Here is a 24543-nt window from a genome sequence, read left to right as displayed (position 1 = left end):
TCCAGCTTCATCTGACAAAAATACCGTTTAGTTTCACAGTGATAAATCTCTACACTTCGCGAAGTGCAGCCTTTGCACTGATTTTTTTAGTGTTCACCCTATATTTTAATGGGGTTACATCGTAGGTCTTCTTAAAACAGGAAATGAAGTGGGAAACATTTTGAAAACCGATTCTAATGCTAATCGTTTCCACAGATAGTGACGTGCTCTCCAGCAAATGCGCAGCAACTTTAATTCGTTTAGCGGTCAAGTATTCACTCAGATTGCTGCCGGTTTCTTTTTTAAATAATCGCGATACATAAGATCTTGTCAGATGCAGTTCGTGAGCCAGCTTGTTCAAAATATCCGATTCCATATAATGAGTTTCCACCCAGTTCATTATGGTTTCCGAGTATTCCTCTTTGCGCCGTGTCAATGATGGGGCCTCTAATGAAGGCATAATAAGATTCTCCATCGCACTAAGCAAGCTAAGCATGAAAACGGTAATTTCCTCTTGTGAAGCTCCGCGATCGGTATGCGCGATTCGCTCGTACGCCCCAAACACCTGAATAAATAGCTCCCAATGGTCACTAAAATCAAACGCCCGCTCGCGATTATTAGCATTACATAAAAGGTCAAACCATTCCCGGCGAAGTGGAAATGCGCTTAAATACTGATCAATGACGGTGTGATTCAAATGAATCACCGTTCTTTCGTATACACAGTCGTCCGTCATTTTGGCGTATACTTTATGAATTTCAAAGGGTTGAAACACAAATATCATACCTTTTTTGATCTTATACGTCTGGTTATTCATCACAACGATGCCTGCACCACTGTACACAACCAGCAATTCACAACACTGGTGCCAATGATAGAATTCAATGCTAGGGTTCCTTGTCACATGAGAGCCTGAATATATAATAGGTTGTCCTTTGAAAGGAACTGCTTCAAAACCGAGTGCCATAACACCACTCCATATTCCATGTTTTATAAAATTGTATCACCCCTTATCCAAATATAACAAGTGAAACAAAACATGATTTTTGTTATACAGAGCTAAACTTTTTACATTTTCCACATGATATACTGAAAACGCTTCAATAGTAGGAAAACAGGGTGTGGGATAAACATTATTTTATATGGAAAGCGGGATATAAACGATGCTGACAGCAGAAAAATCCAATGTATGGTTACAGGACGTTATTAGCAAAATTACGGATAAAATGGACTGGGTTAGCGAAAAGTCAAAACATAAAATCCCTTATACAACTATTAATGGCTCACATGATGATAGATCCACGTCCAATCCGAGTAGCACGAGCGCAGATGGCATCAATTGGTGGACCAATGGATTCTGGGGCGGCATGATGTGGCAGATGTACCATGTCACGGGTCAGGAAAAGTATAAGGAGTACGCCAATATTTCTGAAGATAAACTGGATGCAGGGCTTCAGCAGTATTCTGGTCTGCATCATGATGTTGGGTTTATGTGGTTGCCTACCAGCGTAGCAAACTTCAAGATCACTCAAAATCGAAAATCCCGAAAAAGAGCGCTACATGCTGCTAACTTACTCGCAGGTCGTTACAATCCAGTGGGAGAGTTCATTCGGGCCTGGAATGATTTGGAGGAACAAGACACCCGAGGATGGGCGATTATCGACTGCATGTTTAACATTCCGCTCTTATACTGGGCTACCGAAGAAACGGGCGATCCTCGGTTTAAACAAATTGCAATCAAACATGCGGATACCGTAATGAATACCTTTGTACGTCCTGATGGCTCTGTACATCATATTGTAGAATTTGATCCTTTCCAAGGCGGCGTTGTCAAAACGCACGGCGGGCAGGGTTACGAAGAAAATTCATCCTGGACCAGAGGCCAGACCTGGGGATTGTACGGCTTCATGATGAGTTACATTCATACAGGCAATGAGAACTATCTGAACACTGCCAAGCAAATCGCACACTATTTTATCGCAAACATTCCGGAGACGGGTATCATTCCTGTTGATTTCAGACAACCGAAGGAACCAGCCTATGAAGATTCAACTGCAGCTGCCATTGCTGCTTGCGGACTCATTGAGATTTCAAAAGCAGTTGGCGAGCATGAAAAGGATCTTTATCTTAATGCAGCATTGAAGCTGTTGAAGACGCTGGATGAACATCGGACAGACTGGAGCAGAGACTGTGACTGCATCCTGAAAAATGGCTCAGCAGCCTATCATGCAAAAGAACATCACCAGTCCATCATATATGGGGACTACTATTTTATGGAAGCCATTTTCAAATTGAAAGGAAACGACTTATATTTGTGGTGATCTGTCAACTTCATAACATGATAAAAGGGAGCTTATTAATCTGGCTTCCTTTTATCATGTTATCTAATTAGGGAAAATAAATAATAATTTATAGATCTATTATGGCTTCGAAGAAAGGAATGCTTTACTTCTGCAAGAGGTCTCTAAACCCATCATTACAAGTGAAACAGAACGGTACTTTTGTTAAATTTGACGAAACTTTTCACATATCTCTCATGATAAAATGAAAACGCTTTAATGTGTGGGTGGTGCTGTCATTGACCGATAAGGAAACAGTAAAGAAACAATTTCTCTGGTGCTTGTACGCTGAGGAGAGGGGATGGTCCAAAACTGAAGTCACGGGATCACTGATAACATCACATCTGGTATGAATCAAGTGCTCTAACGGAACGGGACACAGACTTTTTTGTCTGAAAAGGAGGAAGAAATTGTGAGATTCGAATATACAAAATCCAAAAAGTTCTTTTCGCTAACCCTTGCCTTTACCTTAACTTGGTCGTTGCTAAGCCCTATGGGGAGTGTCCAAGGAAATATCGCTTCCCCGGTCGAAAATAATGCACTAAAAGTCCAGTCTAACGCCCTTGATATTATTCATTTTGGGAATAACATCTCTGAGGAAGCGCACAATTTTGAGCAAAAATTAAGTGTATCAGGTGTGGATGATGTGGCCGAGGCTGAATATAAAGGAACAGACGGTAGGTTAACTGGAGGTGGATTGGGACATGGGCTGACATATCGTTACATTGAACCTTCTCCAGATCCGAATCTATCGTTGGACGGGAAGCTCGAATTCACATTAAAAGCGGATCCAGCCAAACAAAACTATTTATCTATCCGTCTTAGCGGCTCGCAGCAAGGCCGTGGCAATTTAATGTTATATGGTCCCGATGGAGACAACTCCATTTTAAATCCGCATTTTGGGCGAGAGTTCTCCGAACTGGATAATGGCTATCAAGCCGGAGCACCATTTCTGGGGAGATATTACTATGATACGTATATTATTCCGAAAGACATGGTGCATGCAGATGGAACCGTCAGGCTGAGCATTATGAGCACAGGTACATTTTCAGCATATGGAAATAACTCGTATGGTCATCAGAAAGAGAACAGTAAATATATATATTCTGCCGCCACCCATGCGAATCCGTTCTATACACCTGATGATGACTTTACAGGTGAGATGCCTGTAGGGGCTCCAGCCCAATCTGATGTAGACAAGGACGCCTATAGTCATTTGCAGAGTCAGAGTAAGGAGCTGCTTGAACTCATTATGTCCTGGCAGATCTATGGTCAGGAGTATGAAGCGTTCAAAACAAAAAATAATGATTTTCTTGAAGGCGCTGTAGTCACGTATACACCGCTTGCTGAACTCTCGAAATTTAATGGAACGTCCAGAGAGGCGTGGGCCAAGAAATATACTGGTCCGGCAATCAATTTCCAAAATTGGTCTCCGATGATGGCATCCGAAATATTCGCCAACGCATACATGAATCCGTGGTCAGGAGAATTTTTTCAAAGTGAGGAAATGCTGGATCGGATCTTCAAGTTGTACGATTTCATGGCACGTGCACAAGACAGTCAAGGAGCATGGTGTGTACCCACGACAGGACAGAATGCCTATCAGTGGATAGGTACAGCACTTGATGGCAGTGGAAAACGCGGAACTGGAGAGTCCTGGCCGCTTCTGTCCCTTGGAACTGACGCCATGGTGCAAACGCTGTTGCAGTTGCATCATTATATTATGAATAGCGATGATGAGATCATCAAACAACGATATGCCGCATTCCTGGATGAAAAAGAGGATTACGATCTGGACGGCGCAGCAGATACGCCTCGGCGGACAGCTTATATTGAAATGTTTGCCAAGCTTCGTGACTATCAGTATAGCCCGGCAAAAGGTGACTTTTATAATCCAAGTACCCGCGCCGGAACGGCGAATCAGGATTTTGGGTTCGCCTATGATGCCAACCGGCTTGTACAATTAATGTTCGACAGCATGTCACTTAGCCATATCAGTCAGCCTTCAGATGTGCAGGAGCAATATCACGCGAAGGATTCAGGCCGCTACCTGCATCAATTGAAATATAAACTCGGTGAAATGGTCGATGGCGAGAAATGGTTCTCCGATCAGGGGGGAGGTCTGGAAGGGGGTGCAAGCCACGGAGGCTGGGCTGGAGAGTATGGATTGCTTCTGCTTCAAGTAATCAATGCCTATGCCGAGAGTGCTGCAGGTTCACCGGAAGTGGAGAACCTCTTAGGAGAACAATCGCTTAAAGCCTACGAATCGGCAAAATATTTCCTTCGTCCTTCCGTCACCGCGGATGGGGTGAACGTATTGATCAGTGAAATGTATGGCGGATCCCGCAATGCGGCCAACGGTCAAAAAATCGCCTATCCAATCGGAGGCTATACAGCTCTGAAGCGTGGAAGCACAGGAGCACTTCGTATCCTGCTCAAATACATGGAGGATAACCACGCCTATGCCGAAACGGTAAAACAGCAAATTGTACGAGATCGAACACCCCATGTATATACACGAGTAATCGAGTTACAAGAGATTCTGAACTACTATAAGCAAGCTGAACAACTCAAGCAGGAGATGCAGCAGAAGGGCGAATCATTGCTTCTTCCAATGGAGGAAGGACACCCTGATTTTGCATGGGCAGATCCGGATGCTCAAGCTGTGGTGTTTAAGAATAAAGGAGATCAGGTGTATGTTACCTTCAACTATCGAAGAGCAAATTGGCAATATAATAATTTTACGCGTATTCATTTTACGACAGACCGAATAGACCGACTAGCCAATGTTGTGGCAAGCAGTAAAGGTGGAATCTATACCTATGAGGACGGGGAGACCCATCCGGAAGGTAAAACGTATACGCATACTCGTGCTGACGGATTCAGCGAAGTTCGTTATGGCAAATATGCCGTAGGAATGAATCAGTCCAAAGATGATGCCAGCAAAGGGCAAACAGGTAAAGTATACTTTTTAGATACACGTGGTATCAAGAAGGCGAAAGATCTGATCAGCGGAAAAGTATACCATGCTTCCGGGAAACAGGATATTGTGGTCCAGGTTCAACCTAGACAGACTGTCGTACTTGAGATTATGCGAGAGGAACCTGTATACGATGTAACCGTTACGTCTGTCGCTGACAACAAGGTGCTTAAGGTGGAATCCATACCAGCTTCTCCGGGACAGGTGGTAACCCTTAATGCTCCTGCGCTCAATGGTTATAAGCTAATCGATCAGCCCAGTGTTGCTCTGACGGTCTCCCGTGAGCCTGGTCTTAATCAAGTAACATTTCATTATGACAAAAACAATCCGCCAACCTTCCGCGCCAATGGACTGAAGGGCGAGGAGCCGGATTACCAGATCCAACATTTAGGCCAAGCCAAGGGACAGGTTGATCTGGATGATTCGGGTGTTCCGGTAGCAATCATCTCTGCAGGAAGCAATCATTTTTCACCGACTTTTGCTTATCAGGAAGTTACGGGAGATGTCCAGATTGAAGGAAGGCTGGAAACGTTTGAAACGACCAAAACAGATAAGGAATACTTTTCACTGTTACTGACAGACTCTCTGGACCTGACCAAAGCCAACTATGTCCAGCTTCGGCACTTCCCGAATAATAACAATATTCTGTTGGTTAGTCACACGGCAAATCAGGGAGAAAGCATTACCGGGTACTGGGCTGGAGACATGAACAACAAGAAGGTCCCCATCGATTACAAACTTATCAAAACAGGCCGTACCATCCGTTATGAATTTTCACTGGACGGTGGTAAGACATACCAAAAAACATCAAAGCCTTCCATTACATTCGAAATGGGTGACAAGCTTTATGCTGGTGTTGCAATGACTACGGTGAACGAGGTGTCTAATACAGCCAATGTAGCCAATCTCAAGATTACAAGTGATGATAAAGTGCTGGCACCTTATGAAAAAGGCAAAGAGATTCGTGCAGACTTGGGAGCATATGATCCGGAAGGTGATAATGTGACCTATCAAATTCATGGACTGCCGGAAGGAGCGCAGTGGGATGAAACAAAAGGACAACTGAGTTGGGTGCCCACCACACCAGGTTCATACATGATTAAGGTGCAAGCCAGTGACCCGTATCATGCGAGTCCATCGGTGAAAACGAAAGAATGGATCGTTGGAACTTCCGCTTCGGAGACAACTCAAGTGAAAGAAAGCCTTGATCGCATTCCGCTGATCCGAGATATACACATACGCGAAGGTGAGACGGCTTCATTCCTGCCCAAAGCGGAAGGGGCCTCGGTCCAAGTGACTGGAGATTACCCTCCAGCAGCAGAATGGCAGAATGGAACCTGGTCATGGCATACGCAGGATGGGGATGCCGGTGAGTACCACGCAGTCATTACCTATCAGTTTGCTGAAACCCTCGTGACACGTCTGGTCAACATTACGGTGGAGGAAGTCCAGCAAGGTATTGATTATGGCCAAGACTGGAAGGTGCAACTGAGCAATCTGAAACCGCAGCAGGCAGTCAGAGGTCGTGAATTTATTTTTGATGTAGAGACCCTTGTGCCTGTAGACGGCTTCGGTCTGAATGTAACTGTAAAAAAATCGCCGCAAGGAGCAACTTTTGAAAATCGCACTCTTCGCTGGAGACCTGGAGATAAGGATGTCGGTTCTAAACAAATCATTGTTTTCGAAGCAACACAGCCTAATGGCCACAAGACTACGGGGAAGCTAATCGTAAACGTGACTGGACACATCAAGCCATAATTTTTTAAAAGGGATTCAGGGGATTTATCGATTCAAAAATGGAGACCTCTTGTTGCTGCAGGCTGCCCTAGATCAGTTCGACAATGTGGGCGTATTGTATACCTGAATTCAGAAAAATATATGTGGTACCTGTAAAAACCAAGTACTTGTCACATTGTGAGACAGGTACTTGGTTTTTTTGTACATCGATAATAAAACTAAGGATAACAATTTAAGTCAGTACAGATAAGAATGTCTGTACGATCTTTTACAGATCAAGCTTTAACTGAAGAACAGATTAGGCAGTTAGTAACGGCTGCTTAAGCAACTTCCTCCGCAAGTTTTCAACAAGCTTATACAATTATTGGTGTAACTGACTATGACTAAAATTAAAAATAGCTGATCTGGCAGGCGGTCAGAAATTTATCGCGGAAGGTGGGTATTTCTTTGTTTTTTGTGCTGATGTAAATCGTCATAAACAAATTTCAAAAGATCTGAATATTGATATTTCGGGTACCATAGAAAGTATAGATGCAATACTACTAGGTGCAATTGATGCTACGTTAGCAGCTCAAAACCTGGTGCTTGCTGCTGAATCTATGGACTTAGGCGTATGTTATATTGGTGGGGTTAGAGACGGTATTATTGGGATATCTGATTTGTTAGATATTCCGGAGTATGTGGCCCCAGTATTCGGTGTTGTTGTTGGATATCCAAATGAGCGCAACGACTTAAAGCCTAGGCTTCCTTTGGAGGCCATTTATCATGAAAACAAATATAACAATTATACTAAAGAAATTATTAAACAATATGACGAAACAACTAAATTATATTATTCGACTCGCGTGGGGACTCAACAGATCAAAGCATGGTCTGAGTCAGCAGTAGGTAGTTTTGTTCGTCACCCAAGAACCTTTATGAAAAATTTCCTAACTGGTAAAGGCTGGGCCAAACGTTAATGAAAATGTTGTAACTTTGTCACTGTTAGTAAGCCACAACTGTCGGGGATAAAAACATGGAGTCGCTATTTTAGCGGCTTTATTTTATTGGTATAAGTTCGTGTTTTTTATATTTGATTTATAAATTGTTTAGGCGTACATCCAGAAAATTTTTTAAAAACTTTCGCAAAATAACTTTGATCATAAAAGTTCAAGAGAGCAGAAATCTCTGATAAAGAATAACTAGAATAAGCCAATAAATTTTTTGCTTCCTCTATTTTGGTCTTTTGAATAAATTGAAGGATTGAAATTCCTACTTCTTTTTTAAAAAGATTGGATAAATAATTTGGATTCAGTGAAGTTAATTCGGCTAGTTGAGAAATCGTAATGTTCTCATTCAGATGGTTGAAAATAAAGTTTTGACAAACATTTATTGGCTTTGAGTATTTGTGTTTTTTACTATTTTCAACTCGTTCAGCAAAATCGATTAAGGCATCCTCAATTAATTCATCTACTGCTCTACTTTCCGTTAATTCCTCCATTTTTAGAATATACAAATCACTAAGATTATAGGCAATTTCTTGATACAATCCTCCCTCTACTGCTGCTCTAGTGGTTAGTGTGATAAGGGAAATGGCTATGTTCTTTTGACTTCTCAAAAAACTGGTCTTTGATAAAACGCTTTTTTTTCCTTGTTTATGAATAGCATGAAAAGTTTCTAATACCTTATCTTTTCTCCCTAACCGAATAAAATCTAAAAGTTTCTTTTCTTTATCTATTCCTGTGTGTATTAAATTATTAAGACGTCCATCAATAATGCGAGGGTACGGATTTTCGATCTCCAGCATTTCTTTATCGAAGCCTTCATTATTAAGTAAGATGTCGGCCAACTCTAGCTTTTGTTGATAGAGCAGAAAATAAATAACCATACTTAGATTAATAAAATTAAAATTGCTTATTACTTCAAGATTATTGTAATAATGAATCATTTCCTCTTTATTTCCTCTTGTAAACAGTTCTCTTAAGGTGACATTAATTGTCTCTTCGGTCATCTTAAAATTAATGGCTGGACCTACCACTATAGTTCCTTTCCAATGATCATTAGAATGGACACTGATTGCGAAAAACTTCTCAAGATAGACGGTTTCCCGAATGATCGGAAATGGTTGAACTCCCATTCCAGAAAATATGTCTGTAATAATGGCAGGGGTGGAAGTATACATAGGGTTATGCCGAGAATCCGAAGCTACTTCATAAACCAATTCATCTTTGTTGTTAAAAAAATAAATAGGTATTCCATATATATTATGTGCCAAGTTACATATAAATTCGATATCTTCTTGCTCGAAGTTATGCACGTTAAAACCTCCTTTTTTTATAAAAGAGAAGAAATTAAATGTGAATATTACTTTTTATCTGAGAAATTTACCATAACAAACTGATAAGAGAGATTATACTTTTTTATGAAATCGATTTCAACAATTGAATTTAGGAGGAATAGGGGATCAACAAAACATAAATTATTATTCGTTTTTTTAATTATTAAAGCGTTATCAAATCATCCATTCTATTACATGCAAGCAACTGGTTATGGCCAATATATATTAAGAGGTGGGTTTCTATGCGTCCATTTGGATTCAGGGATAAGCTAGGATATTTGTTTGGTGATTTTGGAAATGACTTTTTCTTTGCCTTAGTGTCTTCATTTTTGATGGTTTATTACACTGATGTATTTCATATTAACCCTGCTGCAGTAGGGGGATTATTTTTGTTTGCTCGATTGTGGGACGCTATTGCAGATGTCACCTGGGGGCGCTTCATTGATACTCGAAAAGCTAGTCAGCACGGAAAATTTAAACCTTGGATATATAGAATGTCTATCCCGCTTGTCATTTCAGGGGTTTTAATGTTTGTTCACATACCAGGAATGTCCAACGGATTTTATCTTGCATACGCCTACGTAACCTATATCCTGTGGGGCACGTTGTATAGCACAGTTAATATTCCATACGGTTCAATGGCTTCCGTGATTACAGAAGACCCTGTAGAACGAACAACCCTATCTACATGGCGATCGCTTGGAGCGACACTAGCTCAATTGATCGTTGGTGTTTTTGGTCCGCTAGTTATGTTTGTGAATAATGAGGCTAACGCCAATCGCTTCTTAATGGGAGCAGTCATTCTCGGGATTTTGTCGATTGCAAGTTATATGGCTTGTTATAAATTAACCATTGAACGGGTCGTCCTGGATGAAGAACACAAACCGAAAGGGAATTTGGGAAAAACCTTGAAAGGCATTGCTAAAAATAAACCATTAATTGTTTTTTTCATTGCATCACTTATTTTCTTAGTCAATTTAATGTTAGTGAGCACAGTGAATACTTATTTGTTTAAGGATTATTTTGGTAATGCGCAGCTGCTTAGTGTTCTTAACTTTGTTCAGTCAGCAACGGTATTAATAGGCATGCCGCTTGTCAAACCTTTGGTAGCTAAATTCGGAAAGAAAGAAGTAGCTTCTGCAGGATTTTTATTGGCGACAATGACTTACTTTGTTCTATATCTGCTGCCCAATCTGTCAGCAATTCAATATATTAGTATCGTAGCCTTGGGGATGTTCGGATATGGTCTCTTCAACTTAATAAGCTGGGCATTTATTACGGACTTAGTTGATTATCATGAACATATAACGGGTTTGAGAGAAGATGCGACCATTTATTCTATTTATTCTTTTTCGCGTAAAGTAGGGCAGGCGGTAGCTGGCGGCGTCGGAGGCGTAGCGGTAGCAGCGGTTGGCTACAATCCTGAACTTCAGGCACAAACCGCAAAGACGCTGGATGGGATTCGTTCATTAGCGACATTAGCACCCGCAATCGGACTTTTATTAGTTTTTATATGTATTGCCTTTTTGTATCCGTTAAACAAGAAACGCACAATTCAACTTGCAAGCGCTGTAGATGAAAACAGAAAGCGTTAACATTGTTATGAAATCGCTTTTAATGTAAGAATTTCATTTCATACATTCTATCAAAAAGGAGACTATCAAATGCTTTATCCTACACTTACCGAAACACGTAACATTATAGATCTCAGTGGAATATGGAACTTTAAGTTGGATCCAGGCATCGGTTTTGAAAAGAATTGGCAAGAGGAACGATTGAAGGATGGTAGCTCAATGGCAGTTCCCGGTTCATATAATGATATGGCAGTGAGTGCAAAGATCCGTGACCATGTCGGTTGGGTGTGGTATGAGCGTCATATTACTATCCCCAATATGATTACTGAGGAACGAGTGGTTTTGCGGTTTGGTTCAGCCACTCATTTTGCAAAAGTCTATGTGAATGGAGAATTCGTTGTAGAACACAAAGGAGGTTTCTTACCCTTCGAAGCGGAGATTAATCGTTATTTAAAAAAAGGGGAAAACCGATTAACCGTTGCGGTGAATAATATTGTGGACAAGACCACATTACCCGTTGGTTCTGTAACAGAGAAGCATGTTCCTGGTGTTGGGAAAGTTGTTAGAAACCATCCTAATTTTGACTTCTTTAACTATGCTGGTTTGCACCGCCCCGTGAAAATATATACAACACCGACCACGTATGTTAAGGATGTCACGATTGTAACTGAACTGGATGGTACAGTGCACTACGCTGTTGATGTACATGGATCAGCCGTTGTCAAAGCAAAGGTAGTAGATGAATCGGGCTTACTTGTTGCAGAGTCTGAAGGAAAATCCAGTACATTTACGATTCCAAACGTTACCCTTTGGGAGCCTCTGAATGCCTACTTGTACAATCTTCGGATTGAACTGGGAGATGAAAATGGAACGATTGATGTTTATGAACAGCCATTTGGTGTGAGAACCGTTGAGGTGAGGGAGAGTAAATTCCTGATCAACAATAAACCGTTCTATTTCAAAGGCTATGGTAAACACGAAGATACCCCTTTTCGTGGAAGAGGGTTTGATGAAGCCGCCAATATCTTGGATTTTAACTTGATGAAATGGTCGGGAGCGAATTCGTTCCGTACCGCACACTATCCATATTCTGAAGAAATCATGAGGCTTGCAGATCGGGAAGGGTTTGTTGTCATTGATGAAGTACCAGCGGTGGGGATGCACCTTAACATGATGGTGCTACATCGTGGTGGAGAACTTAAAAACACGTGGGACGAGCTTCATACATTCGAACATCATCAAGAGGTTATCAGGGAGCTTATTCAACGAGACAAAAACCACCCTTCAGTTGTGATGTGGAATATAGCAAATGAGCCTGCTTCAGAGGAAAGGGGAGCATATGAATATTTTGAACCGCTAGTTCAATTAACCAGAGACCTTGACCCGCAAAAGCGTCCTGTTACAATCGTCACTCAAATTGAATCCTCACCTGAAAAGGATCAAGTTGCGGAGTTAATAGATGTCCTTGCTTTTAATCGTTATTACGGCTGGTATGTCGATGGGGGTGACTTAGAATCAGCAAAAGAACAACTTCGCACGGAATTCCAGGGATGGCTAAAAAGATGTCCAGACAAACCATTCATGATGACGGAATATGGAGCGGACACGGTTGCTGGATTACACGATGTCGAACCCATTATGTTCACAGAGGAATACCAGGTAGCTTTTTATAAAGCGAACCATGAAGTATTTGATGAATTTCAACAGTTTGTTGGTGAACAAGTATGGAACTTTGCTGATTTTGCAACGAGCCAAGGAATCATTCGTGTACAAGGAAATAAAAAGGGTATTTTCACTCGTGATCGTAAACCTAAAGCCATCGCACATGAACTTAAAAGACGGTGGACAACTATACCTGATTTTTATTACAAGAACTAAGGGATGAAGAAGTAGGAGATCATTATGTATCTAGTTATTGACATAGGGGGCACCTTTATAAAATATGCCTTAATGGATTCGGTAGCTGAAATTATTTCAAAAGGAAAATCCATTGCTCCGAGGACGAATCTGGAAGACTTCGACAAAGTGCTGTTTACGATTATCGAGGAACATGACTTAATCTCTATAAAAGGAATCGCTGTTAGCTGCCCTGGAACTATTGATGTAAGTACAGGTCTAATTTCAAATGGTGGATCATTTCCCTTTTTACATGAAGTCAATTTAAAAGAAAAGATCGAAAATAAATATGGTAAAGAAGTCTCGATTGAGAATGATGCAAAATGCGCGGCGTTGGCAGAGTTATGGCTTGGAAGCGTTAAGGGATATAAGGATTCTGTTGTTCTCGTTCTTGGAAGTGCAGTCGGAGGGGCAATCATTATAGATGGAAAGATTCACCGAGGACTCCATTTATCTGCAGGTGAAGTGAGCTATATAATGACCCGACTGGATACTAGTGCAAAGAAAGCAGACTATTTCGGCCTGGAGTGCTCCGCTGTCGAAATGGTGAGACGAATTGCCCATATTAAAAATCTGGACAATCCTACTGATGGGGAGGCCGTATTTGAATATATTCATAAACGGGATGAAGAAGCTGACGCCATTTTTAAAGAATACTGTTTACACCTAGCGACGCAAATATTGAATATAAGTTATATTTTGGACCCGGAAATTTTTGCAATCGGTGGAGGCATTAGCATTCAGAAAATTGTACTGGAAAGAATTCAATGGGCGATTGATGAAATTATTAGAGTCAATCCTCTTCATACATCGCGTCCTAAAGTTGTCTCAAGTAAATTTCATAATGATGCCAATCTGTATGGCGCTTTATATCATTTCTTTGTAAGTAAAGAGAAGAGTATGTCCGCTTTTTAATCTATGGTGTTACAACGCGATGAAAGGGGAATTATCCATGTTACCCAAGTTTGAAGTGCTTAGCGAGATGCATAAGGGATATTTGGTAGCTGTTGTCCGCGGCAATAATAAACATGAGGCAGTTGAAATTTCTAAACAAGCCTTTGCGGGCGGAATACGTTCGGTAGAAGTGACCTTCTCTACTCCTGGAGCAGAGGAAGCCATTGCAGATCTGGTCCGTCTGGGTTATCCAGACATGATTATCGGAGCTGGTACGGTTTTGGATGCGGAAACAGCAAGAGCTGCCGTTTTAAAGGGAGCTCGTTATATTGTCAGTCCTCATATGGATGGGGAAATCGCCAAGATGTGTAATCGTTATTCCGTACCCTACTTGCCGGGTTGCGGCTCCGTAACAGATATTTTAGGGGCTCTTTCTTTTGGCGTTGATGTTGTCAAACTTTTCCCTGGAAGTCTATTAGGTCCTTCTTTTATCAAAGACGTGAAAGGCCCAATTCCTCATGTTGAGATGATGCCATCGGGTGGCGTCAGCCTGGATAATCTAAAGCAATGGAAGGAGAATGGGGCTTTTGCGATTGGCATAGGGAGTGCGCTTGTTAAGGAAGTTGGGAATAATGACTTTACTTCCGTTCAGCGGGTAGCCCAAGCCTTTAAGGATAAGCTGAGCTCTCTGAAGGGGGAATTTTAATGACAAAGGTGGTCACTTTGGGGGAAGTTTTACTGCGTTTATCACCGCCAGACTACCAAAAGATTGAACAAACAAATACATTTGACGCCGTCTATGGAGGTGGCGAAGCGAATGTGGCCGTTTCCCTGGCCCAACTTGGATTAACGAGTTCTTTCGTGACCAAGCTGCCTGAGAATGTATTGGGCAAGAGTGCGAAACAGCAGTTAAATCGGTTTGGCGTTTTAACGGATCATGTGCTCTATGGTGAAGGCAGGTTGGGAATTTATTTTCTGGAACCAGGATACTCTGTAAGACCTTCCGCGGTTACTTATGACAGAAAAGACTCCGCGTTTGCTGCATCGAAAAAAGAAGAATACGACTTCAATCGCATATTTGCTGAAGCGGACTGGTTTCATATCAGCGGGATCACTCCGGCTCTTCATGAGGATTTGTTTGAGCTAACCCTACACGCACTAATAAAAGCTAAAGAAATGGGACTAACCACCAGCTGTGATTTGAACTATCGAAGCGCGCTTTGGTCATTTGACACGGCCCGTAAAAAAGTGACAGAAATGATCCATTACGTCGATGTATGCATTGGCATTGAGCCGCTTCATCTTCTGAATGAACAGGGAGAGGACTTAAAGGACAACCTGAGCGAGCAGCCAAACGTGAGCGAATACCAAGAGATTATGCAGGAAATTCACAAACAATTTGGCGTCAAATATGTGGCCATGACGAAACGGGAGCAATTGTCCGTGAATCATCATCGAGTACATGCCATGCTGTTCGATGGTGATAAGATTTATCAATCTAATCCGGTTGACGTTGATATTATTGATCGTGTAGGGACAGGAGATGCCTTTTCCGCTGGAATCATTTATTCATTAATCAATAATATTTTCCCGCAGCAAGCAATTGAGTTTGCAACAGGCTGTTTCGCACTAAAACATACGATTAAAGGTGATGCCAGCATCGTTTCGGTTGATGATGTCGAAAAATTCATAAACGGCTCATTATCTATAGGGCGCTAAAAAAAGAGGTGTGATCATGGAATCATTTATTCATAACAATTTCTTGCTGAAAAGTAAAACAGCCGCTGAGTTATACCATCGTTATGCTGAAAACATGCCAATATTTGATTACCATTGTCACTTATCGGCGAAGGAAATCGCTGAAAATAAAAAATTCAAGAGTATAACAGAGCTGTGGCTTTCAGGTGATCATTACAAATGGAGAGCACTAAGATCGAATGGAATTGATGAACATTACATTACGGGAGACGCTAGTGATCAGGAGAAGTTTGAAGCGTGGGCCCAAACTGTTCCTTATACCGTTGGTAATGCGCTGTATCACTGGACTCACATCGAGTTGAAAAATTATTTTGGTATAACAGAGCTGCTTCATGCAGGTAATTGGGAGAAAATCTATCATCTTTGTAATGATCAGCTGCAGCAGGCTGAATTTTCGGTTCAGGAATTGATTAAACGCTCCAATGTAAACGTAATTTGTACAACGGATGACCCCACAGATGACCTGCATGATCATGATCGAATCAAACAACTGCCCGATTTTCATGTGAAGGTATTACCAACCTTTCGTCCGGACAAAGGATTGGAGATCAGTAAGGACACATTTGGGGCATTTGTAAATAACCTTGAAGAAGCTGTACAAAAGCCATGTTTAACATTTGCTGACTACTTGACTGCATTGGAAGAGAGAATTCATTATTTCCATGAGAAAGGTGGGAGAATTGCCGATCATGGACTAACTGAAATTCCTTACGCTACGTATGCGGAGGATGAGCTTGATCCCATTTTTCAAGCTGGTCGTAAGGGCAGCAGCATCGGAAAAGAGGACGAAACCAAATTCAAAACGGCAGTGCTAATCTTCTTAGCCAAGTGTTATAAACAAAGAGGCTGGGCTATGCAGCTGCACTTTGGAGCTGCTCGAAATAATAACGAAAAAATGTTCAATCGATTAGGACCTGATGCCGGTTTTGACTCCATTAGTGATCAAGGGCAAGTGGCGGTTCCTTTGAATGCCCTTCTTAATGCACTAGATCTGGAAGACTCTCTACCAAAAACCATTATTTATAATCTGAATCCGGTTTACAATGATTTGATTGGAAGCACCATTCAGAATTTTCAAACCGAAGCGGGGATTGCGGGCAAGATCCAATTTGGCTCCGGCTGGTGGTTTAATGATACGAAACGCGGCATCCTTCGCCAATTGACCGCTTTAGCGGATCAAGCCTTGATTGCTCATTTCATAGGGATGCTGACGGATTCAAGAAGTTTCTTATCCTACAGCAGGCACGAATATTTCCGCAGAGTTCTATGTGATTTGATAGGGTCATGGGTCGAAGAAGGAGAAATCCCTAACGACCAGGAATTGCTGAAGGATCTAATCGAAAATATATGTTATTCCAATGCCAAAAACTATTTTACGATCGAAGTCTAAAGAAGGAAGAGGGATAAGCATGCAAATGAGTTTTCGCTGGTATGGAAAGTCAGATTCCATTCCGCTTGAATACATCAAGCAAATTCCAGGTATGAAAGGTATCGTGACCGCCATTTACGATATTCCAGTTGGTGAAGCGTGGCCACTGGATAAAATTATGGAACTGAAACATGCCGTTGAAGAAGCTGGTCTATCTATTTCTGTCATCGAAAGTGTTCCCGTGCATGAGGATATCAAAATTGGCCTTCCGACGCGAGATCATTACATTGAAAATTACAAAGAAACGCTTCGTAACTTAAGCAAGGCCGGCATAGGGCTGGTATGTTATAATTTTATGCCTATATTTGACTGGACTCGTTCATCTTTAGATTATGTCTTGCCTGATGGTTCAACAGCATTAATATATGAAGAAGATGTGATTGAAAAAATGAATCCTCTAACTGGGGAGCTGTCGCTGCCCGGCTGGGATACGAGTTATAAGAAAGAGGACCTTGACAGACTCTTTGCACATTACAAAAATGTGGATGAAGAAAGGCTCTGGGAAAACCTTGAGTATTTTCTGAAGGAAATCATTCCTATTGCTGAGGAAGTCCGGGTAAAGATGGCCATCCATCCGGATGATCCGCCTTGGAATATCTTTGGGCTGCCGCGAATTATTACAAATAAAGAAAATTTAGAGCGACTAATCTCTCTTGTTGACAGTCCTTATAATGGATTAACGATGTGCAGTGGTTCGCTCGGCGCTAACTCAAATAACAATTTTCCTGAAATGCTTCGTTACTTCGGGCGAAAGGGCCGTGTTCACTTTGTGCACGCACGCAATGTTAAGCTGACTGGACCAAGATCATTTCAGGAATCCGCTCATGTCTCTGAATACGGATCTATTGATATGTATGAAGTTATTCAGGCCCTGAAGGATTTTGATTATACCGGACCGATCCGCCCAGATCACGGCCGAATGATTTGGGGAGAGACAGGAAAACCAGGTTACGGACTTTATGATCGTGCGTTGGGCGCAACATATCTTACCGGATTATGGGAAGCTGTCAATAAAATGTAGGAGGGATCTAATTGGAAATTCCTTTCAAGGTCGATTTATCAAATAAAGTTGCAATTGTCACAGGAGGCAACGGAGTATTAGGTTCTTATTTTTCCAAAGCTTTGGCTGAATGTGGAGCAAAAGTAGCGGTTCTTGGTCGTAACGAGGAAACAGTAAATAAGGTAGCCCGAGATATTGTTACAGCAGGCGGACAAGCAATTGGTGTAAGTGCGAATGTATTGAATCGAAATTCACTTGAGAAAGCAAATCAAGTTATAGAAAAAGAGTTAGGCTCGTGTGATATTCTAGTGAACAACGCAGGTGGAAATCATCCGCTTGGAACAACAGACGATGAATTTTACGATGTTGAGAAAGCAAATAGCAGTCCGGAGCAGAAAACTTTTTTTGATCTTGAAGAAGAAGGGATTAGCTCCGTGTTTGATCTTAACTTTCGAGGTACTTTCCTTGCATCCCAAGTATTCGCTAAAGCAATGACGGAGAAAGAGGGCTCCTGCATTATTAACATATCATCTATGAATGCTTACACACCGTTAACGAAAATCCCAGCATATAGTGGGGCGAAAGCAGCTATAAGTAACTTTACCGAATGGCTGTCGGTTTACTTTGCAAAAACGGGTATTCGGGTCAATGCGATTGCACCTGGTTTTTTTGTTACCCACCAGAATAAAGCATTATTATTCAATAAAGATGGTACCCCAACGCCAAGAGCTCAGAAAATCCTTAACAGTACACCAACGGAAAGATTTGGAGAGCCTGAAGAATTAATTGGCGGATTATTATTCCTAGTTAGTGAGCAAGCAGCTAGTTTTGTAACTGGCGTAGTACTACCTATAGATGGTGGTTTTTCCTCTTATGCTGGTGTTTAATTGTCGAAGAACAAGAACATATTCCCATTGAAGTCGCTAATTTAGCGGGCGAGCATCCTAAATTGGATTCAACAGGCATTCCATCGGGGAGGATCTGCTGATGATCGATTATCGCAAAGTGAAAACGGTAGTGTGGACACCTGAACAGATAGCAAATCACTTGAAGGCAATTGGGGCAGAGCACCCGCCAAAACCATCAGACAAGCTAAAAAATAAAGGGAAAGCTCATGAATTCATGAGCTTTCCCTTTATTACGTGTAATCAAGCAAAAGAGAAAAGTTGATCCTCAATTAACTCATAGCTATTAATCATCGGAATAAACTGTAGCATTGAAACTTTCGGGTCCCAGGCGAACGTTATCGACAAATTATATATGCATACCCCCAGGGTGGGGGGGCCTATGTTGTTTCCAAGGAAAATTTGGGTAAGTATGCTGGCCTCGTAGCTGGAGGTTCACTACTCGTGGATTATATTCTTACAGTAGCTGTTAGTGTGTCAGCAGGTACAGATGCGATTACTTCAGCCTTTCCAAGTCTCCACTCTTATAATGTGCTTATTGCAATTGTATTTGTCGTGTTAATCACCTTATTAAATCTTAGAGGTGTCACTGAGTCTGCTTCGGTGCTTGCTTACCCAGTCTACTTGTTTGTCCTTGCGCTTTTTATTCTGATTGGAATGGGCTTATACCGTATTATTACAGGTCAAGTTTCTCTTGAACTCCATACTTCGATAGGTACTCCTGTCGCCGGTATAAGCTTGTTCTTGTTGTTACGGGCTTTTTCCTCAGGGAGTTCTGCCTTGACAGGGGTAGAGGCCATTTCAAACGCCATTCCTAATTTTCAAGAGCCCGGCACCGAACAATGCAGCCAAGACGCTTATGGCCATGGGTACGCTGTTGGCCTTGTTGTTCTCGGGAATTGTCGTATTGGCCTATTACTACGAAGTCAGTCCGAAGATGGATGTTACGGTTGTATCCCAAATTGCCGAGGAAACCTTCGGACGCAACTTTATGTATTTCTTTATTCAGGGAACGACAGCTTTGATTCTCATTTTGGCTGCGAACACCGGTTATTCTGCTTTTCCTCTGCTGGCTGTCAACTTGGCGAAGGACAAGTATATCCCACGAATGTTTACGGTTAGGGGAGATCGGCTGGGTTATTCGAATGGAATCATCAGCTTGGGTGTTCTTTCGATTATACTCATCATTGTTTTTGAGGGAAAGACGGAGCAACTAATTCCACTTTACGCGGTGGGGGTATTTATCCCATTTACATTATCCCAGACCGGTATGTTGCTGAAGTGGATTCGACAAAAGCCTCAAGGTTGGGTTTTAATATTTATAATAAACAAAGTGGTTGCTTTAATCAGCTTTATTGTAGCGATGATGTTTTTCCTGACCAAATTCAATCAAGTGTGGTCAGTGCTAATTTTTCTGCCACTGATTATTCTGATCTTTTACCGTATTCGTAAGCATTATGATGCTGTCGCAGACCAGCTTCGTTTGACGTCTTGCGAGCCCGCAATCCCAATTGAGGGTAACGTAGTCATACTCCCGGTTGCTGGTATTACCCATGTGGTGGAGAATTCATTGAATTATGCCAAGTCCCTGTCTCCTCATCAAATTATAGCTGTATATGTTCAATTTGAACGGGAAGATGAGGCGAACTTTGAGAAGAAATGGAAAGCATGGCAACCAGATATCCGGCTAGTGACCCTTTATTCTCCTTATCGGAGTATTCTGCACCCTCTCACCAAATTCATTGATACGGTACAACGCAAGGCCAATGAATCTAATTATCAGGTGACGGTTATTATACCTCAATTTATTCCGAAAAAAGGATGGCAAAACATTCTACACAATCAGTCCAGCCTGTTAATCCGTGCTAACCTGCTCTACCGGAGAAATGTGATTATCACGACAGTCCCATACCATTTAAAAAAATAGGATGGCAGCATTTTGAAACAGAAAAGTATCAGATGTTGTTCTTATAAGTCATTGTAGAAGGAAGCAAGCAAAATTGAACCGGGCATACCGCGGGACAACAAACATAGCCCCATTGAAAGTCGCTAAAATAGCGGCTTTTTTTATTTTATCGGTACAAGTTCTAGCCTCGAGCCGAGGATCAAGAACTTGTACCGATTAACCGAAAAGGGCAAGAATTGTTCCGACAACGAATAGTAATAATTGATTTCACTTTTTTCTTCATTAGGCTAGCGGGAAGAATAGTTGAAAATGTAAAATGCATGTCAGTCATAATGGCTATTGACTTATCATCTACTACGTGTTACTTTATAGCAGTAGTAAGTAACACTGCATACCAGTCATACAGAATAGTAAAGGGTGATTGTGCTGGAAAATTTAACGGAAATGCTCAAAGGCGTGCTTGAGGGCTGTGTTCTTGAAATTATAAGCCGCCAAGAAACATACGGCTACGAAATCACGCGGCGACTGAATGCCCTTGGTTTCACAGATGTTGTCGAGGGAACGGTTTACACGATCCTGATCCGGCTTGAGAAAAACAAGTTAGTGGAAACCACCAAGAAGCCTTCCGAAATGGGACCGCCGCGAAAGTTTTTCGCCATCAATGAAGCAGGGCATGAGGAACTGCGGAAGTTCTGGGCAAAATGGGAATTCGTATCATCAAAAATGAACGAGTTAAAGGAGAGAAAACAATGAATTTTTGGGATAAAATCACCGGAAACGACATGACCAAAGAATTCAAAGCTTTTGAAGCGCGAGTCAAAAAACTGCCGGCGGATTATCAAGCGGCATGGAAAGAAATTAATGACCATCTTTGGCCACACTCCGATTTTACCGGACGCAACCTCATGCCAATTTTGGACGGTGTGCTTGGCCTGTTAGAAGAAACCGCAGCGGATGGGCAGCGTATCCAAGAGGTTTTAGGTGACGATATCAAAGGCTTCTGTTCTGCACTGGCTGGCGAAGAAGGGGCAAAATCTTATCGGGACAAATGGCGCGAGCAACTCAACAATAATGTTGTTAAAAAATTAGGTAAATAGGAGGAGAGCACATTGAAAATCCGAGATATTATTGAAGGAAAAAAAGAGTGGCGAGCACATGTGGCGCGTGTCAAAGGACTTCCGCAAGATTATCAGATTGTTTATAAAGAGATTCAAAAATATCTCTTTAAAGTCGGCCCTGTTGAGCTAACTAACGGGACGGGGTTGCTCTCGGGAATTGTCGATCTTTTTGAAGAGGGCGCGCTCTCGGGGAAAAGCGTGCTCGAAGTTACAGGCAGTGATGTAGCGGCTTTTTGCGATGATCTAATCAAAGATTCAAAAACTTATGCGGACATTTATCAAGAATCTGTTGACCAAGAAGCTAGAAAGGCCATGAAAAAGGGTACGGATCAAACAAAGTAAAGGGAGGCCTTCGGGATGGAAAACACAATTGAAGTGAAGGGTCTGCGAAAGTCATTCAAGGATACAGAAGTCCTTAAGGGTGTCGATTTTGAAGTGAAGCAAGGTGAAATTTTCGCCCTGCTTGGCTCTAACGGCGCAGGCAAAACGACGATTATTAGAATCCTCACCACTTTGCTCAAACCAGATGGAGGCACCGCCACCGTGAACGGATTTGACGTTGTGTCAAAACCCAAAAATGTGCGGCAAGTGATCAGTCTGACCGGGCAATTTGCCGCTGTAGACGAGATATTGACCGGACGGGAAAATCTGATCATGATTGCCAAGCTGCGGCATCTGGATCATCCGCATCAAGTTGTGGACGATTTGCTGAGACGTTTCGGCTTAACCGACGCCGCCAATCGTAAGCCATCTACGTATTCGGGTGGTATGCGCCGTAGGCTTGACATCGCCTTGAGCCTTGTGGGTAAACCGCAGATCATTTTCCTTGACGAGCCAACCACTGGGCTTGACCCGGAGGCACGTATCGAAGTATGGAAGATTGTAAAGGAACTGTCAGACAGCGGCACGACGGTATTTTTGACCACACAGTATTTAGAGGAAGCCGAGCAGCTTGCCGACCAAATATCTATTCTGCACGAGGGCAGGATTATCGCGGGCGGCACGCTCACGGAACTAAAAAAGCTATTTCCATCCCCAAAGGTAGAGTATGTTGAAAAACAGCCAACTTTAGAGGAAATATTCCTCGCAATCATCGGTAAAAAGGAGGCCCTTTAATGGAGACAACAATAAAACATTTCTTCAGCGATATGAGCGTTATGCTTGGTCGTTCCATGCGCCATATTTTCCGCAGTATGGATACCATCCTCACGGTCTGTATCACCCCGATTGCAATGATGCTGCTGTTCGTCTATGTGCTTGGTGGCGCAATCGAAACCGGTACGGAAAACTATGTGAACTACCTGTTGCCTGGCATACTGCTCATGGCTATTGCGAGCGGGGTGGCTTACGTTGCTTATCGTCTGTTTATGGATAAGCAACGGGGCATCATTGAGCGGTTCCGCTCCATGCCGATTGCGCGTTCCACTGTGCTGTGGGGGCATGTGCTAACCTCGGTGGTATCCAACGTCATTTCTATTGTAGTCATCATTCTCGTAGCGCTCATTATGGGATTTCGTTCCTCGGCGGGGGTGCTATCTTGGTTTGCCGTAGCAGGTATACTCGTGCTGTTTACGCTGGCTCTGACTTGGGTCGCAGCCATTGCGGGACTGTCCGCAAAAACGTTGGAAGGTGCGAGCGCCTTTTCCTATCCTTTGATCTTCCTGCCATTCATCAGCTCGGCGTTTGTCCCGACCGAGTCGATGCCGAAAGTTGTTCGGATCTTTGCTGAAAATCAGCCGGTGACCTCGATCGTTGAAGCTATTCGCGCCCTGCTGTCAGAACAGCCGGTGGGCAATGACATATGGGTCGCTCTGACATGGTGCCTCGGGATCATGTTCGTAGCTTATATCTTTGCGGCGCGTGCATACAAACGGTATGCAGCTTAATGTTTGTATGCATTAAAATGCTAGTGGTCAATAAAAACATCAAGTAAAGAGCCTTCCGCACTGTCAAAGTGCACCTCCACCAGTTTTACTCGTTGAGATCATGGCCGTCGATGTGAAGTGATGTTCCATTACTCCACTTTTAATTGTTGATTGGAGAAGAGGGGATTCGGGAATTGTGAAAGTAAAATATTCATTCAACTGACGGAAAACGATAACTCAACAAATGCCAAGAAAACAGCTGATCCATGTGATCGGCTGCTTTTTTCAGCTAACGGGCAGATTAGTGTGCTATACCCGATGGGTATATACTACCGGCTAAGGCTGAGTGGCTCCGGTTATTCGGCTCAGTCGATCCGGTACAGGGAAATAAACCGGTTCGCAAACCTCAATATGTACCATAATACACGACAGTTTCACATCGTTATGGAACATCTGACTCAATGAGAGGTCCGCACGGGTGGTTCGACTATAGCAGAAAAATACTACATTTAATGTCATATATTTAATTGTTTTCTATTCGTTTAACCAGCTATATCTCCTATTTATGGAAAGATAACCGAAACAAAATTAAACCATTTTTCTCTATTTATTTTCATATTACTATGTGATTCATCATTTTACGATATACAATACCTCTGTTTACACAATCCATCATTTACAAAAATTACAAAATTGGGTATAGTATATTCAACAAGCATTTCAACTAATTCAATCGTTGTTTCGGCACGTTGAAGATAGGAAAATGCACATAGGATGATAGTTTTATGTTTAATCACAACACTCTGTCCCTTATCATCGGATAACGGAGTTTATTTGATATGTCTA

The 24543-nt window shown here is 42.2% G+C and carries 19 protein-coding genes and 1 pseudogene; 18 read left to right on the top strand and 2 right to left on the bottom strand.

The features are described from left to right. Positions 1-49: 49 nt before the first annotated feature. Positions 50-946 (bottom strand): AraC family transcriptional regulator, encoded by an 897-nt coding sequence (locus tag AC4G47_RS14495; RefSeq protein ID WP_491106496.1) that lies wholly within the window; start codon positions 944-946, stop codon positions 50-52. Positions 947-1142: 196 nt separating this feature from the next. On the opposite strand from AC4G47_RS14495, the gene AC4G47_RS14490 reads away from it, so the two are divergent. The 3 genes from AC4G47_RS14490 (at position 1143) to AC4G47_RS14480 (ending at position 7994) form a co-directional block, all read left to right on the top strand. Next, on the top strand, positions 1143-2300 hold the full coding sequence (locus AC4G47_RS14490; RefSeq protein ID WP_491106495.1) for a glycoside hydrolase family 88 protein: 1158 nt from the start codon (positions 1143-1145) through the stop codon (positions 2298-2300). A gap of 430 nt (positions 2301-2730) precedes the next feature. Beyond that, entirely contained in the window at positions 2731-7056 is a 4326-nt protein-coding gene (locus tag AC4G47_RS14485; protein WP_491106494.1) for a putative Ig domain-containing protein, read from the top strand. A gap of 374 nt (positions 7057-7430) precedes the next feature. After that, on the top strand, positions 7431-7994 hold the full coding sequence (locus tag AC4G47_RS14480) for a nitroreductase family protein (protein WP_491106710.1): 564 nt from the start codon (positions 7431-7433) through the stop codon (positions 7992-7994). 107 nt (positions 7995-8101) lie between these two features. On the opposite strand, the gene AC4G47_RS14475 is transcribed toward AC4G47_RS14480, so the two are convergent. Further along, positions 8102-9331 carry a helix-turn-helix domain-containing protein gene (locus AC4G47_RS14475; protein WP_491106493.1) on the bottom strand — a complete coding sequence of 410 codons (1230 nt, stop codon included), beginning with the start codon at positions 9329-9331 and terminating at the stop codon, positions 8102-8104. 263 nt (positions 9332-9594) lie between these two features. Here AC4G47_RS14475 and AC4G47_RS14470 point away from each other — a divergent pair, with 263 nt between their 5' ends. From AC4G47_RS14470 to AC4G47_RS14400, 15 genes and pseudogenes are all read left to right on the top strand, one after another. Beyond that, positions 9595-10947 carry an MFS transporter gene (locus tag AC4G47_RS14470; RefSeq protein WP_491106492.1) on the top strand — a complete coding sequence of 451 codons (1353 nt, stop codon included), beginning with the start codon at positions 9595-9597 and terminating at the stop codon, positions 10945-10947. A gap of 69 nt (positions 10948-11016) precedes the next feature. Further along, positions 11017-12804, top strand: coding sequence for a beta-glucuronidase (gene uidA / locus AC4G47_RS14465; protein WP_491106491.1), 1788 nt, complete (start codon positions 11017-11019; stop codon positions 12802-12804). Between the two features lie 24 nt (positions 12805-12828). Beyond that, the gene (locus tag AC4G47_RS14460) at positions 12829-13737 is read left to right on the top strand and encodes an ROK family protein (RefSeq protein ID WP_491106490.1); all 909 of its coding nucleotides are present in this window, start codon (positions 12829-12831) and stop codon (positions 13735-13737) included. Positions 13738-13774: 37 nt separating this feature from the next. After that, positions 13775-14422 carry a bifunctional 2-keto-4-hydroxyglutarate aldolase/2-keto-3-deoxy-6-phosphogluconate aldolase gene (locus AC4G47_RS14455; protein ID WP_491106489.1) on the top strand — a complete coding sequence of 216 codons (648 nt, stop codon included), beginning with the start codon at positions 13775-13777 and terminating at the stop codon, positions 14420-14422. After that, positions 14422-15435, top strand: coding sequence for a PfkB family carbohydrate kinase (locus AC4G47_RS14450; protein WP_491106488.1), 1014 nt, complete (start codon positions 14422-14424; stop codon positions 15433-15435). The genes AC4G47_RS14455 and AC4G47_RS14450 overlap by 1 nt, the downstream gene beginning before the upstream one ends. Before the next feature lie 16 nt (positions 15436-15451). Further along, entirely contained in the window at positions 15452-16864 is a 1413-nt protein-coding gene (gene uxaC, locus AC4G47_RS14445; protein WP_491106487.1) for a glucuronate isomerase, read from the top strand. Positions 16865-16883: 19 nt separating this feature from the next. After that, positions 16884-17924 carry a mannonate dehydratase gene (gene uxuA / locus AC4G47_RS14440; protein ID WP_491106486.1) on the top strand — a complete coding sequence of 347 codons (1041 nt, stop codon included), beginning with the start codon at positions 16884-16886 and terminating at the stop codon, positions 17922-17924. A gap of 11 nt (positions 17925-17935) precedes the next feature. Next, positions 17936-18790 (top strand): SDR family oxidoreductase, encoded by an 855-nt coding sequence (locus tag AC4G47_RS14435; RefSeq protein ID WP_491106485.1) that lies wholly within the window; start codon positions 17936-17938, stop codon positions 18788-18790. A gap of 100 nt (positions 18791-18890) precedes the next feature. Further along, positions 18891-19073, top strand: coding sequence for a hypothetical protein (locus AC4G47_RS14430; protein ID WP_491106484.1), 183 nt, complete (start codon positions 18891-18893; stop codon positions 19071-19073). Positions 19074-19156: 83 nt separating this feature from the next. Beyond that, positions 19157-20735, top strand: a pseudogene (locus AC4G47_RS14425) (APC family permease). 423 nt (positions 20736-21158) lie between these two features. After that, positions 21159-21467, top strand: coding sequence for a PadR family transcriptional regulator (locus AC4G47_RS14420; protein ID WP_458127258.1), 309 nt, complete (start codon positions 21159-21161; stop codon positions 21465-21467). After that, positions 21464-21811 (top strand): DUF1048 domain-containing protein, encoded by a 348-nt coding sequence (locus AC4G47_RS14415; protein ID WP_491106483.1) that lies wholly within the window; start codon positions 21464-21466, stop codon positions 21809-21811. Before AC4G47_RS14420 ends, AC4G47_RS14415 begins: the two co-directional genes overlap by 4 nt. 12 nt (positions 21812-21823) lie before the next feature. Further along, complete coding sequence (locus AC4G47_RS14410; protein WP_491106482.1) at positions 21824-22174, top strand: DUF1048 domain-containing protein; 351 nt, start codon at positions 21824-21826, stop codon at positions 22172-22174. A 15-nt stretch (positions 22175-22189) separates the two neighbouring features. Then, a complete protein-coding gene (locus AC4G47_RS14405) occupies positions 22190-22948 on the top strand; it encodes an ABC transporter ATP-binding protein (protein WP_491106481.1) in 759 nt (252 codons plus the stop codon). Next, positions 22948-23718: an ABC transporter permease gene (locus AC4G47_RS14400; RefSeq protein WP_458122599.1), complete on the top strand. Its 771-nt coding sequence runs from the start codon at positions 22948-22950 to the stop codon at positions 23716-23718. The genes AC4G47_RS14405 and AC4G47_RS14400 overlap by 1 nt, the downstream gene beginning before the upstream one ends. Positions 23719-24543 lie beyond the last annotated feature (825 nt).

Source organism: Paenibacillus sp. Negev47, from assembly GCF_058313655.1.
This window is presented reverse-complemented; position numbering and strand designations above follow the sequence as displayed.